The sequence below is a fragment of the Cohnella hongkongensis genome (genome assembly GCF_042654645.1).
Classification (GTDB): domain Bacteria; phylum Bacillota; class Bacilli; order Paenibacillales; family Paenibacillaceae; genus Cohnella; species Cohnella hongkongensis.
Genome location: NZ_JBHSEP010000011.1, coordinates 1 through 12,668, shown reverse-complemented (window position 1 = coordinate 12,668; position 12,668 = coordinate 1). Strand labels below are relative to the sequence as shown.

General features: G+C 54.0%; 15 protein-coding genes. All 15 read left to right on the top strand.

Features of this window, described 5'->3' with window-relative positions:
* Position 1 precedes the first annotated feature (1 nt).
* Positions 2-736 carry a cytidylyltransferase domain-containing protein gene (locus ACFO3S_RS15445; protein ID WP_378097840.1) on the top strand — a complete coding sequence of 245 codons (735 nt, stop codon included), beginning with the start codon at positions 2-4 and terminating at the stop codon, positions 734-736.
* Positions 737-758: 22 nt separating this feature from the next.
* Positions 759-1,544 carry an SDR family NAD(P)-dependent oxidoreductase gene (locus tag ACFO3S_RS15440; protein WP_378097837.1) on the top strand — a complete coding sequence of 262 codons (786 nt, stop codon included), beginning with the start codon at positions 759-761 and terminating at the stop codon, positions 1,542-1,544.
* Between the two features lie 21 nt (positions 1,545-1,565).
* Positions 1,566-2,501 carry an aldo/keto reductase gene (locus ACFO3S_RS15435; protein ID WP_378097834.1) on the top strand — a complete coding sequence of 312 codons (936 nt, stop codon included), beginning with the start codon at positions 1,566-1,568 and terminating at the stop codon, positions 2,499-2,501.
* A gap of 38 nt (positions 2,502-2,539) precedes the next feature.
* On the top strand, positions 2,540-3,742 hold the full coding sequence (locus ACFO3S_RS15430; protein WP_378097831.1) for a glycosyltransferase family protein: 1,203 nt from the start codon (positions 2,540-2,542) through the stop codon (positions 3,740-3,742).
* Between the two features lie 21 nt (positions 3,743-3,763).
* Positions 3,764-4,711 (top strand): dTDP-glucose 4,6-dehydratase, encoded by a 948-nt coding sequence (locus tag ACFO3S_RS15425; RefSeq protein ID WP_378097828.1) that lies wholly within the window; start codon positions 3,764-3,766, stop codon positions 4,709-4,711.
* A gap of 21 nt (positions 4,712-4,732) precedes the next feature.
* A complete protein-coding gene (pseC, locus tag ACFO3S_RS15420) occupies positions 4,733-5,914 on the top strand; it encodes a UDP-4-amino-4,6-dideoxy-N-acetyl-beta-L-altrosamine transaminase (protein ID WP_378097825.1) in 1,182 nt (393 codons plus the stop codon).
* Between the two features lie 162 nt (positions 5,915-6,076).
* Positions 6,077-6,274, top strand: coding sequence for a cold shock domain-containing protein (locus ACFO3S_RS15415; protein ID WP_378097822.1), 198 nt, complete (start codon positions 6,077-6,079; stop codon positions 6,272-6,274).
* A 251-nt stretch (positions 6,275-6,525) separates the two neighbouring features.
* The gene (gene kdsA, locus ACFO3S_RS15410) at positions 6,526-7,332 is read left to right on the top strand and encodes a 3-deoxy-8-phosphooctulonate synthase (protein WP_378098296.1); all 807 of its coding nucleotides are present in this window, start codon (positions 6,526-6,528) and stop codon (positions 7,330-7,332) included.
* 18 nt (positions 7,333-7,350) lie between these two features.
* Entirely contained in the window at positions 7,351-8,352 is a 1,002-nt protein-coding gene (locus tag ACFO3S_RS15405; protein ID WP_378097819.1) for a KpsF/GutQ family sugar-phosphate isomerase, read from the top strand.
* Positions 8,352-8,849, top strand: a complete 498-nt coding sequence (locus ACFO3S_RS15400; RefSeq protein ID WP_378097816.1) for a KdsC family phosphatase — start codon at positions 8,352-8,354, stop codon at positions 8,847-8,849. The genes ACFO3S_RS15405 and ACFO3S_RS15400 overlap by 1 nt, the downstream gene beginning before the upstream one ends.
* A gap of 32 nt (positions 8,850-8,881) precedes the next feature.
* Complete coding sequence (gene kdsB, locus ACFO3S_RS15395; RefSeq protein WP_378097813.1) at positions 8,882-9,607, top strand: 3-deoxy-manno-octulosonate cytidylyltransferase; 726 nt, start codon at positions 8,882-8,884, stop codon at positions 9,605-9,607.
* A 17-nt stretch (positions 9,608-9,624) separates the two neighbouring features.
* Positions 9,625-10,290 (top strand): TylF/MycF/NovP-related O-methyltransferase, encoded by a 666-nt coding sequence (locus tag ACFO3S_RS15390; RefSeq protein ID WP_378097811.1) that lies wholly within the window; start codon positions 9,625-9,627, stop codon positions 10,288-10,290.
* Between the two features lie 206 nt (positions 10,291-10,496).
* Positions 10,497-11,057 carry a ribosome hibernation-promoting factor, HPF/YfiA family gene (gene hpf / locus ACFO3S_RS15385; protein ID WP_378097808.1) on the top strand — a complete coding sequence of 187 codons (561 nt, stop codon included), beginning with the start codon at positions 10,497-10,499 and terminating at the stop codon, positions 11,055-11,057.
* 276 nt (positions 11,058-11,333) lie between these two features.
* Positions 11,334-11,837 carry a hypothetical protein gene (locus ACFO3S_RS15380; protein ID WP_378097805.1) on the top strand — a complete coding sequence of 168 codons (504 nt, stop codon included), beginning with the start codon at positions 11,334-11,336 and terminating at the stop codon, positions 11,835-11,837.
* A 259-nt stretch (positions 11,838-12,096) separates the two neighbouring features.
* Entirely contained in the window at positions 12,097-12,459 is a 363-nt protein-coding gene (locus tag ACFO3S_RS15375) for a hypothetical protein (protein ID WP_378097802.1), read from the top strand.
* The last annotated feature ends 209 nt before the right edge of the window (positions 12,460-12,668 follow it).

The window sequence follows — 12,668 nt, the reverse complement described above, 5'->3', positions numbered from 1 at the left end:
GGTGCGCAGCTTGAAGTCTCTCGTCGTCCTTCAGGCCCGTATGGGGTCGACCCGATTGCCCGGCAAAATGCTGCTTCCTCTGGGCCGGAGCTGTTTGTTGGATTATAGCGTCAGCCGCAGCCGCGCCATGGGCGCGACAATGGGGGTCCTTGTGGCGACTTCGATTTCGCCGATGGACGATGAGATTGCTCATTGGTGCGAAGCCCATGACGTTCCATGCTTCAGAGGAGCCGAGGATGACGTATTGGGCCGCTTTGCGGACGCAGCCCGACAGTATGCGCCGGACTACATTGTTCGAGTCACCGGGGACAATCCCTTCATCGATTACGAGATGGCCCGTCGGATGCTTCAGGAAGCGCTCCGCCGCCGGGCGGATATCGTCCGAGTCGCCGGAGAATGCCCGTTAGGGCTTGCCGCGGAAGTCGTCTCGTATTCAACGTTGCTGCAGATGTGCGAAGCCGGAACAGAGGTCAGACACCGGGAGCATGTCACGCCCTACGCCTACGAGCACCCGGAGCGATTTTCCATCCATAGTCTGGAATGCCCCGACGGCATCCGAGCGGAGCCGTTCAGGCTAACGATCGATACGGAGGAAGATTATCGGCTCGGCTGCGCCGTAGCCGACGCTTTTCCCGGCGAGCGGCTGGTTGCCGCCGCCGATGTGATTCGCTTTCTGCGCGAGCGTCCGGAGCTCGCCGCCATTAACCGGTCCGTTATCCAAAAGCCCGTGGTATGAACGACAGACAGGAGGATGGGTTATGAGACAGGTGCTGGACCTCTTTTCTCTCCGCGGCAAAGTCGCGGTCGTGAGCGGAGGCTACGATAAGTTCAGCCGTCAGATCGGACTGGCCTTGGCGCAGGCCGGCGCGACGACGTACGTCACCTCGCGCGACCGCAGCAGACTGGGCGAGATGGAGCGGATGTACGCCGAGCTGGGCTGTACGGTTGTCGCGGACTATTTGGACGTGGGGGATGCCGACTCTATCGAGAAGCTGAAGGAGCGGGTTCTGAGAGAAAACGGCGGCCAGGTGGATATTCTGGTCAACAATGCCGGCGGCCGATTGATGAACGCTTGGGAGGACGGCGCTCAATTCGCCGAGAGCATGAGGGTTTATGCGCACGGGTTGTACGCGATGACCAGAGCCTTCGGAGACGCGATGGCCGCGAGGAAAGCGGGCTCTATCATTAACATCGGCTCCATTCACGGGATGGTCGGTCCGACGGAGTCGTTGTACGAAGGGCTGGATTTGCCGCTTCCGGTTCCGGATTACTTTTTCGTGAAGGGCGGCATGATCAACTTTACCCGGTTTGCGGCGGCACGCTATGGCAAGCATAACGTTCGCTGCAATTGCGTCAGCCCGGGCGGGCTGCGATCGGAGCGCAATTCGGAGGCCTTCGCGGAAAGATACGGCAAGCTTACGTACCTAGGCAGAATGGCGAACGATACGGATTTGATGGGGGTCATTGTGTTTCTGGCATCGGATGCTTCTCTCTATCTGACCGGCGTCAATATTCCTGTGGATGGGGGATATACCGCTCAATAGCCGAGAGAGGAGGGGAAGAGAATGCGGAAATCCGAACGGTTCAGGCTTGCTCCTTCGCGGATGACGCTGGGGACGGTTCAACTGGGGATGCCCTATGGCGTCGCCAATCCAACCGGACAGCCTTCCGCCGAGGAAAGCTGTCTGATGATCGGCGAAGCGCTCAGGCTGGGGATTAATTGCCTGGATACGGCCAGCGGCTACGGGGAATCCGAGCGGGTGATCGGTCAATGCTTGCAGGGAAAGCGGGACAGGCCGGCTATCGTCACCAAGTTTGCGCTGCCCCGAGAGATCGAGAAAGGCGAGGTCGAACGCGCGATTGTCCGCAGCGTGGAGGCGTCGTTGGAGCGGCTTCGTGTTCCTGTCCTCGATATGGCTATGCTCCATCATGCAGGAGACCTGCTCCGACAGGGTTCGGAGATTATCCGCGCATGCCGAAACTTGATTCGAGCAGGCTGCATTCAGGCGGCCGGGGTTTCCTTCGGAGCGGAGCCTGCCCGTCAATTCGAGCAAATCTGGGAATATGCCAGCGATCCGGTATTTGAAGGCGTGCAGGTTCCCGTCAACGTCCTGGATCAGAGACTGGTTCACAGCGAAGCCTTGAGGAGGCTGCAGGATGCCGATAAAATCGTATTTGCGCGAAGCGTTTTCCTGCAAGGTCTGCTGTTGATGAACCCGGACCGGGTTCCCGCCCACCTGACGGAGGCCGGCGATGCGCTGCAGCATCTTCAGCGGCTGTCGGAGCGCGAGGGGATGTCCGTCGCGCAGTTGGCGGTATCGTACGTTCGGGATCTGCCCGGCGTTCATAGCCTGGTCATCGGCGCAGAGTCCGTGGACCAGATTCGCAGAAATTCGGAATTAATAGAAGGCCCGCCGCTGCAGGAGAGGATCCGTTCCGAGCTGCAGAAGCGATTCGAGGCCATGCCCGATCGGTTAATCAGCCCGCAGCTTTGGCAGTAAACACGATCAGGGCGAAGCGACAGAAGGGGAGGCGTAGGATGTCTAGCCGTGAATTGCATCCGTTTAACGGGCAAATTATACTGTTCAAAGGTCAAAGCCAATATGATGTGGTTCGCGGATTTATCGATGAATTAAAGCTGGGCCTGGAAGAGCTGGGGCACCGCGCCGTGATCATCGATTTTACGGAGCCGAGCTTTGTCCAGCAGCTTCAGCAGGCGCTTAGTCAGCCGGTTTTTTTCGCTCTAGGAATGAATGGGATCGGAATCGAGCTCAAATCGGGAAATCAGTCCCTTTACGACGCGGGGGGATTTCCTTTTTTTGCTTATCTGGTCGATCACCCGCTCTACAACATGGAGCGCCTGAATGCCTCTGTTCACCATCTGATCGTGTCATGCGTAGACGAGAGTCACACGCAATATTTGGCGAAGTTTCACCCCAAGAAATATACACGAGCTTTCATTCCGCACGGAGCCAGCGCGAACGACGAGGCGGTCAAGCCTTTAAGCGAGCGCGAGTATTCGGTCATATGGACCGGGACTTTGGCCGATCCGGAAGGTTACAGACGGAAATGGACGCAGTACGACCCGCATTTGTCTCAACTACTGGATGAGACGGTGGAGCGCGCCTTGTCTGCTTCGAATCGCACGTTGGTCGAGATTCTCTCGGATCTTCTGCGCGAGAAGGGCATCGGAGAGAATCCGCTTTTCCTGCGCAAGCTGGCCCCTCTGCTTCTCCCGCTGGACGGGTACGTTCGGTCGACTCGAAGAATGCAGCTGCTCGATGCGCTGCGCGACGTTCAAGTTCATCTGTTCGGCAATGGCTGGGATCGACTGCCCTCTTCGCTGCGCGCCAATAAGGTCATTCACCCCTCCGTAAATTACGAGCAGATGAAGCAGCTTCTCGGCAACTCGCAAATTTCTTTGAACGTCCTGCCGTACTTCACTCAGGGAGGACATGAGCGGGTGTTCATGTCGATGCTGAGCGGCTCCGTCGTCGTTACGGATTCCAATTCGTATCTCGATCGCGCCTTCACCCCCGGCGAACACTTCGTTTCGTATTCGCTGTCCGATTGGAAGGCCATACCGGAGATGGTGTCCGAACTGCAGGACAATCCGGCTCGCATGGAACAGATCGCAGAGGCCGGAAGAGCGGCGGTCGAGTCGGCGCATCTGTGGAAGCATCGCGCCGCCCAGATTGTCGAGACCGCTAAGTTCCACTATACGTTTTATCCATTCGAATAGAAGAGAAGGGGCGACCAGGCCATGAACATTCTACTTACCGGCGGAGCCGGATTTATCGGCAGATGGGTGACCAAGCGACTGCTGGACGACGGGCATGCCGTATGGATTCTCGACGACTTGTCCAACGGCCGGGAAGCGAATCTGGAGGAGTTTCGCGGACACCCGGGACTGAAAGCGTTCATTCCAGGATCTATTCTGGATGAAGGCTTGCTTGCGGAGCTGTTCAGCGCTCATTCTTATGAGATTTGCTATCATCTGGGAGCGTCGATCAACGTGCAGGACTCGATAGACGATCCGCGAACCACCTTTAACAACGATACGGTCGGAACGTTTTATATTCTCGAGCAATGCCGCAAGCATCGGGTTAAAGTCGTGTTCATGAGCACGTGCATGGTGTACGATCGCTGCACGGACTCGACCGGAATTACGGAGCTGCATCCGACAAAGCCGGCTTCTCCTTATGCCGGGGCCAAGATCGGCGCCGAGAACATGGTGCTGTCCTATTACTATGCCTACGGGCTGCCAACCGTAGTGATCCGCCCGTTCAATACGTACGGTCCGTTCCAGAAGACCGGCGGCGAAGGCGGCGTTGTCGCGATATTTATCAAAAACAAGTTAGCGGGAAAGACCCTGAATATATACGGAGACGGAACGCAGACGAGAGATCTGCTGTATGTGGAAGACTGCGCACGCTTCGTCGCAGAGGCCGGATACTCCGACGCCGTCAACGGAGAGGTCGTCAACGCGGGATTAGGCCGGGATATTTCGATTAACGAGCTGGCCGAGCTTGTGGTCGGGGATTCCGAGCGGATCGCCCACGTCGAGCACATCCATCCGCAAAGCGAGATTCAAAAGCTGCTATGCGATTATAGCAAAGCCAGCCGACTTCTAGGCTGGAAGCCCGAGGTTTCGTTGGAAGAAGGCATTAGCCGCACGGAGCGGTGGATTCAGTCCACCAGCCTAATCTAAGCGGATGGAGGGAAACCGATCATGACCCATTCTGTCCGCCCGGCAAGAGAGACATTTCTTCCTTACGGGCAGCAGGCCATTGACGATGACGATATCGCCGCAGTCGTTCAAGTGCTGAAAAGCGACTTTATTACGCAAGGTCCGGCGATCGAGCAATTCGAGCGGGCGGTCGCGGAATACTCCGGCGCCCGGTTCGCCGTTGCTTTCTGCAACGGAACGGCAGCGCTCCACGGCGCCTGCTATGCGGCCGGTATCGGCGCGGGAGACGAGGTCATTACGACGCCGATCACGTTTCTGGCGAGCAGCAACTGCGTTCTCTACTGCGGAGGAACGCCGGTCTTCGCCGATATTCGCCCGGACACCTATAATCTCGATCCCGACGAGGTCGCCAAGAAAATAACATCCAGAACGAAAGCGATTATAGCCGTCGACTTTACCGGTCAGCCGGCCGAGGCCGACCGTCTATCCATGCTGGCCAGAGATCACGGGCTGGTGCTCATACAAGACGCGGCCCACTCGCTCGGAGCGAGTTATGCGGGCAAGCGAGTCGGCTCGTTGGCCGATATGACGATGTTCAGCTTTCACCCCGTTAAGCATGTGACGACGGGAGAGGGCGGAGTCATCGTCACGAACAACCCGGTGTTCTATCACAAGCTGCTGATGTTTCGCAACCACGGCATGACCAAGGACCCGCAGCTTCTGGAAGAGAACGATGGCCCTTGGTATTACGAGATGCAGCAGTTGGGCTACAACTATCGCATGACGGATCTGCAGGCGGCGCTGGGAGCGTCCCAGATGAAGAAACTGGATCGGTTCGTCGAACGCAGAAGGGAAATCGCCCAGGCGTACAACAGCGCTTTCGGTGATATCGAGGGACTTTGGATTCCGCATCAACTGCCGCAGGCCGCTTCCAGCTGGCATCTGTACATCCTCAGGTGGGATGAGGACGTATTCGACGGCGGACGGGATCGCGCCTTCGAGGAGCTTCGCAGCAGAAACATAGGCGTTCATGTCCATTATATTCCGGTCTATCGTCAGCCTTATTATCGACAGCGAGGCTACGCTTCGGAGGGTTACGACGAAGCGGAGCGTTACTATCGGCAGGCGATGACCTTGCCGTTGTTCCCGAGAATGAGCGATTCGGACGTGGACGACGTCGTCGAGGCGGTCGTGTCGGTCGCCGCCGCTTTGCGTCAAGGATAAGGGCCATAAAGGCATCCGCAAGGCGCGGCAAGGCAGAGGGGATGACACCGCTTACAAAAAAATGATTGACACCAATCTTTACCTGATGTTATATTCGGGGTGTGGGCTGGGTATAGATGCCTATGTCTAACGTCATTTGAATATGAAGGGAATGTTTAACACATGCAAGGTAAAGTAAAATGGTTCAATGCAGAAAAGGGTTACGGTTTCATTGAAACCGAGCAAGGTGGGGACGTGTTCGTTCACTTCTCGGCTATTCAAATGGACGGGTACAAATCGCTTGAAGAAGGCCAATCGGTGGAATTCGACATCGTTCAAGGCGCAAGAGGCCCTCAAGCGGCTAACGTTACCAAACTGTAATCATACCGGCGGGATTACGCCGAACTCACATACAAGATGCGGTTCTATCGCGTTGCCCCGGAGAAATCCGGGGGTTTTTCTTTTTTTAAAAAAAACTTACCGGCTCGAAAGTAAAATCTAACACGAATCCAAAGTAAAGTCAAAGCGGTTTATGATATAATTGTGATCGAAATAGGTTGAAAAAAGTCGAATCGAAGAGGCGAGCAGAGCTCGAGGGGGGAAGCAGGGTGCGGCAATCCAACAGATTTCATATTGGCGATATTCCGATCGGCGGGAATCAACCGTTCGTTCTCATTGCTGGGCCGTGCGCAATCGAGTCGGAAAAACTGGTTATGGAAACCGCTGAGAAGCTGGTTCATCTTACGAGCCAATTAAACATTCCATTGATCTTCAAGTCGTCATTCGATAAGGCCAACCGAACGTCGATATCGTCTTATCGGGGTTGCGGAATAGAGGAAGGCTTGAAGATCCTGGATCGAGTAAGAAGCCAGTATCGAATACCGGTCATTACGGATATCCATCTCCCGGAGCAGGCGGCCGCAGTCTCCCCGGTTGTGGACGTCTTGCAAATTCCGGCTTTCTTATGCAGGCAAACGGATCTCCTGGTGGCGGCTGCGGCCACGGATAAGCCGGTGAATATCAAAAAGGCCCAATTCCTGGCGCCGTGGGATATGAAAAACGTATACGAGAAGATGGTTCAGTCCGGCAATGATCGGATTATGCTCTGCGAAAGAGGAACCTCATTCGGCTATAATAACTTGGTTGTCGATATGACCGGATTAGTAGAGATGAAAAAAATCGGGCCTCCGGTTGTTTTCGACGGCACCCACAGCGTTCAGAAGCCCGGAGGAAACGGAACCTCTACCGGCGGCAATCGGGAATACGTCGAATACTTGTCGAAAGCCGCCGTTGCCATAGGGATAGACGGTCTGTTCATCGAGACGCATCCCGACCCGGACAACGCGCTTTCCGACGGGCCCAACATGATTAAGCTGAGCGACATGGGAGAAATGATAAGAAAGCTGCAGGAGATCGATCGGATTACAAAAAATAGTTGAGCGAGGGGACGTCGGCCGATGCCCAACACCGCGTCAATCCAGGTGGACATCGTTTCTGAAGGGAAAAAGGTGTTTGAAGATGAGATTGAGGCTCTACGGTACATAAAAGATAGAATAGACGCCAAGTTCGAAGCCTTGGTGAACATGATCTACGCCAGCAAGGGCAGAGTCATCATTACGGGAATGGGGAAGTCCGGCCATATCGGCACCAAGATTGCGGCAACGATGTCCAGTCTCGGCACCCCCTCGTACTTTCTCCATCCGGCGGAAGGCGTTCATGGCGATCTGGGCATGATCACCCGAGAGGATATCGTCATCGCGGTAAGCAACAGCGGCGAAACCGACGAAGTGCTGAATTTGATCCCTTCGATTAAAATGATCGGCGCGCAGCTCGTCGGCATTACGGGGAAGCCGAATTCGTCCATTGGGAAAGTCGCGGACCTAAATATCATTTTGCCTGTTCCGCGAGAAGCTTCGCTGAACAATCTGGCACCGACGTCAAGCACAACCGCCCAATTGGTGTTCGGAGATGCCTTGGCGGTCGTTTTGTCCCGGTTAAAAGGCTTTAATACGAACGATTTTGCTTTGTTTCACCCAAGCGGCGCGCTAGGCAAAAGACTGCTAATCCGAATCAAGGATATTATGCTCAAAGGGGAAGACAATCCGGTCGTCAGCGTACGCTCCAATCTGAAGGAAGCCATTATCGTCATGAGCTCGAGAGGATTAGGCGGCGTCAGTGTCGTGAATGAGGAGAACAAGCTTGTCGGCATTATTACAGACGGCGATCTGCGGAGAATCTTCGAGAAGAGCAACGACAGCTCCAACGTTTTTGAGATGCGGGTGAAGGACGTCATGACCGCCACTCCGATTACCATCAACGAGAACGAACTGGCGATCACCGCTCTTGAACTGATGGAGAACAGGCCCAAAGAGATTCTGGTCCTGCCGGTAGTGGATGATCATCACGTTGTCGTTGGAATTGTAAGAATTCATGACATTCTTAAGGCGGGAATTATATAGTGAAAGCTGGAAGCCATCTGGGAAAGCTCAAAATGCTCATTATGGACGTAGACGGAACGCTGACGGACGGGAAAATTTACATAGGCCCTCAAGGGGAGCTGTTTAAGGCTTTCAGTGTCAAGGATGGATACGGTATCAAGCTGCTTAGAGAAGCAGGGATTAAAACCGCCATCATTACGGCCAGAGTGTCGGAGATCGTCGACATCCGCTCAAGAGAGCTCGGCATCGATGAAGTCGTCCAAGGAGCGGAGAACAAGCTGGAGAAGTACGAGGAAATCAAGAGGAAATACGGACTAACGGACGAAGAGATCGGCTATGTCGGAGACGACATGAACGACCGGGAGATTTTGGAGAGGGCAGGCAGCAAATTTGCGGTAAACAACTGCGCCGAAGAACTGAAACCGATTGTCCATTTCATATCGAGATCCGACGGGGGCAACGGTGCGGTCCGGGAAATCATTGCCTATATTCTTAATAATCGCAACAGTGAAAGCTAGCTTTCGGACGTCGTGCGCTGGAGGGATGCGAGATGAGTAAAGTCGTGGCTATTATTCCCGCAAGATATCATTCGACCCGGCTCCCTGCGAAGCCGTTGGAAGATATCTTCGGAAAACCGATGATTCAGAGAGTATACGAAGGGGCCAAAGCGGCCAAGAAGCTGGACCGGGTCATTGTGGCGACGGATGACGAAAGAATTGCGGGCGCGTGCCGCCAATTCGATGCCGAAGTCTTTATGACGGACTCCAAGCATGAGAACGGAACCTCGAGGGCGGCGGAAGTCGCGGTTCAGATCGACGCCGACTATATTGTGATCGTTCAAGGCGACGAGCCGATGATTCATGGCGACTCCGTCGATAAGATCGTCGACGCCATTAATGATACGGATGTGGCCTACAGCCTGATGCATAAAATTACCGAAGACATCGACTTAAGAGTCAGAGCGAAGGTGATCACGGACTTAAACGGCTATGCGCTTACTTTTTCCCGGAGCCGCATCCCCTTTAATTTCAACGATCCCAATCCGGTCTACTACAAGGGGGTTGGCGTGTACTGCTTCGAAAAGGATTTTTTAATCAAGTATTTGACGCTGCCCATGGGACCGATCGAAAAAGCGGAATCTATCGAGTTTCTGCGAGTTCTCGAAAACGGGTACAGAGTCAAGATGGTCGAGATCGAGCAGCGGGTTCAATGCGTGGATACGCATGAGGATTTGAGGAAGGTGCGCGACTATTTCGAGACCCATCATATTCTATAAGCGAAAGTAGGGGAATTATGATCACTCTTCCGGATTTTAAGAAATCGTTCGAATACGAGAATAACTTTTACCTCTCCTGCGACATTACGAGAATAAGCAAAATTCTGGCCCATTACGAGCTCTTCAAAATGACGCTGGATTTGCCCGGAGCCGTCGTAGAATGCGGAGTATTCAAAGGCGTATCCTTCTCGCGGTTCGCCATGTTCCGGGAGTTGTTCTCCTCTCCGTATTCCCGCAAGCTCATCGGGTTCGATACGTTCGGCAAATTTCCCGAAACCCAATTTGAAGAGGATGCCGCCGCTCTCCATAAATTTATTCAGGCCGCCGGAGATTCGAGCATTTCCGTAGACCAGCTGAATGAAGTTCTGACGAACAAAGGGGTCAACAAGCAGATCGAGCTGATCAGCGGAGACATTACTCAGACCGTTCCGGAGTACGTACGCAACAATCCGGAGCTTAAAATCTCATTATTGAATTTGGATACGGACATTTATGAGCCTGCGGTGACGATACTGGAGCATTTATATCCCAGAATCGTGACAGGCGGGGTCTTGATATTGGACGATTACGGAACCTTCCCGGGAGAAACCAAAGCGGTCGACGATTACTTTAAGGGAAGGAAAGTGCAGATCCGAAAGTTTCCTTTCGCGATGACTCCGTGCTACATCGTCAAGGAGGAGTAAGCTGAGGGAAAGCTGCACGCGCTCGGCCGTATTCGACATCGCCTATAGCGCCCCGGAGCCGTCCGGGGCCTTTTCCTTTTCGCGTTTGCGCTGGAGCTGCAGGCCGTGGGCCAAGTTTTCAAAAAATTCAAAATTATTAACTGAATGTTTTGAATCGCCCATCCTGGATGTGATATGATGGTGGTAAGCAAAGGAGGAGTTGCCCCATGAAATACAACATTCGAGGTCAGCGAATGGAAGTCACCGATGCCTTAAAAGAGTACGTCGAGAAAAAGCTGAGTCGTCTGGAAAAGTATTTTGAAGCGCCTCCACAATCTGGCGTCAACGTTACTCTGAGCGTCACGAAGGGCCATCAGGCCGTCGAGGTGACGATTCCGCTTCCGGGCGCGATGCTTCGGGCGGAAGAGAAACGGGACGACATGTATGCTTCGATCGATTTCGTAGTGGACAAACTGGAAAGACAAATTCGCAAGCACAAGACGAAAATCAACCGAAATTTCCGCGAACCGGGCTCGGCCAGAGCGCTGTTCAAGGAAGATTACGCGAACGGGAACGGCGTCACGACGCTGGCCAGGGACGAGGAGGAAGAGCTCGAGCTGGTCAGAACGAAGCGCTTTAACCTGAAGCCGATGGATGTCGAGGAAGCGATCCTTCAGATGAACCTTGTCGGGCACAATTTCTATGTGTTCTCCAATACCGACACGAAGGAAGTGAACGTCGTCTATCGTCGGAACGACGGCAAGTACGGGCTGATCGAAGCCCAATAATCCATAAGGAACATCCGGCCCCGGCGATCTCGCCGGGGCTTATCTAGGTGGTTCAGAAAGCATATAAATTCGCTATGCTGATCTGAATCCCCTTCGATATCAACGCGATCCAGCTGGCTCCAAGGACGTCGTGAGCCGCTTATGTTTGCTTCGCCCGGCGGTTAACGCTCCGGCCGAGGGACAGATTCCCAATTTCGGCAGAAAGCTATCGATTATCCAACTCTGTTTGCCGATAGTATTTATATCAGATATAGAGTCCGGAAGGAGGTGACGTCCGTGAATTTGCTTACTCCGGGAGTCATGGCAGGATTGATAGGAGCTTCATCGCACGTGCAGTCCACTCAAGCATCGATGGCTATTTATTCGCAAGAAGCGGCGAAGCGCAAGCCGAATATGGAGATGATGGGGCGCGCTATAGGTTATGTGGGCAACGCTCTTGCCGCTGCCAAGAGCGAAATCGATAAAGCGGCCGAGGAATTGGAAGCTGCCCGGGAAAAAGCCGAAGCCGAAGCCGAGGCCGAAGAGGCCAAGCTTAGGGAAGAAGCGGCCGAGAAGCTGAGGGATCAGCAAGAACATGCAAGCGCGCCTGTCGACGGGGTGACAGTGGAAATTAGCGAGGAAGGGCAGCTTGTTTTCAAAAACAGTCATACATCCGGCGCAGCTGCGGCCCCAACCGAAGGGAAAGCCGCCATCGCGCATGAACCGAAAATTTATAGCTCCTCGGGAGCAAGCCGATCTGCATCCGCGGGGGCCGAGCCTGCCGTTTCCATTCGCGTATAGAGTCGAAATTCAGCCTCGAAATCCGGCAGCTTTTCAAGCGAAGGGCCCGGCAGCGGAGGAGATTCGGTTGATCGTGGAGGAAATTCGTCGATTCGCGCTGTCTAAAAATGAATTTGAACGCGGCGCCTGTCCGTGTTATAATACAATCATCAAACACCGGACGCGAAGCACGCGCCGCTCGACTTCCTCGCGGAGAGTTGGGCGGCGTTTTGGCTTCCAGCCAGCGAGATACGATTCATGATTTCAGGGAGGGAATCGAATGGACGAAACGAAGGAAATCCTGTTAGCGATCAAGCACAGCGTAGAAATGATGGATGCCAAGATCACCAGAATCGAGCACGACATCGCGGGACTTAAATCGGACGTAACCGAACTAAAAACGGACGTAGCCGTGCTCAAATCGGACGTAGCCGTACTCAAATCGGACGTAGCCGTGCTCAAATCGGACGTAGCCGTGCTCAAATCAGACGTAGCCATCCTAAAATCCGATGTAGCCGAGCTCAAATCGGACGCATCAGACCTGAAGAAAGGCCAGCTTCGCCAGGAACGCCTGCTCGAGACGCTGTCCCTCCGTTCGCTGGAGCAGGAGACGATCGTCCGCGACCTCCAGATCAACAAGTAACTGCCGGCTCTTGATGCCGTCTTCTTAAATCCGCCTCCCCGCGAGGCCTTTTTTATGCTCAAAATGACTTTCATTTCCAGTCCAGGCTCCACGCACCTGAATCAAAAATGAATCGTTAAAGCCATGTGGGAGTAAGGTTGCGAGGGTATTGTCGAAAATAAAGAAAATCCAAATTTTACTGGCAATTTTGGAGGAGGAAACGGCTTAAA

Excerpts from the sequence above, each read along its gene's own strand:
- ACFO3S_RS15375 (WP_378097802.1), top strand. The coding sequence starts at position 12,097 with ATGGACGAAACGAAGGAAATCCTGTTAGCGATCAAGCACAGCGTAGAA.
- hpf (WP_378097808.1), top strand. The coding sequence starts at position 10,497 with ATGAAATACAACATTCGAGGTCAGCGAATGGAAGTCACCGATGCCTTA.
- ACFO3S_RS15435 (WP_378097834.1), top strand. The coding sequence starts at position 1,566 with ATGCGGAAATCCGAACGGTTCAGGCTTGCTCCTTCGCGGATGACGCTG.
- ACFO3S_RS15440 (WP_378097837.1), top strand. The coding sequence starts at position 759 with ATGAGACAGGTGCTGGACCTCTTTTCTCTCCGCGGCAAAGTCGCGGTC.
- ACFO3S_RS15430 (WP_378097831.1), top strand. The coding sequence starts at position 2,540 with ATGTCTAGCCGTGAATTGCATCCGTTTAACGGGCAAATTATACTGTTC.
- ACFO3S_RS15390 (WP_378097811.1), top strand. The coding sequence starts at position 9,625 with ATGATCACTCTTCCGGATTTTAAGAAATCGTTCGAATACGAGAATAAC.
- ACFO3S_RS15415 (WP_378097822.1), top strand. The coding sequence starts at position 6,077 with ATGCAAGGTAAAGTAAAATGGTTCAATGCAGAAAAGGGTTACGGTTTC.
- ACFO3S_RS15425 (WP_378097828.1), top strand. The coding sequence starts at position 3,764 with ATGAACATTCTACTTACCGGCGGAGCCGGATTTATCGGCAGATGGGTG.
- kdsB (WP_378097813.1), top strand. The coding sequence starts at position 8,882 with ATGAGTAAAGTCGTGGCTATTATTCCCGCAAGATATCATTCGACCCGG.
- pseC (WP_378097825.1), top strand. The coding sequence starts at position 4,733 with ATGACCCATTCTGTCCGCCCGGCAAGAGAGACATTTCTTCCTTACGGG.
- ACFO3S_RS15405 (WP_378097819.1), top strand. The coding sequence starts at position 7,351 with ATGCCCAACACCGCGTCAATCCAGGTGGACATCGTTTCTGAAGGGAAA.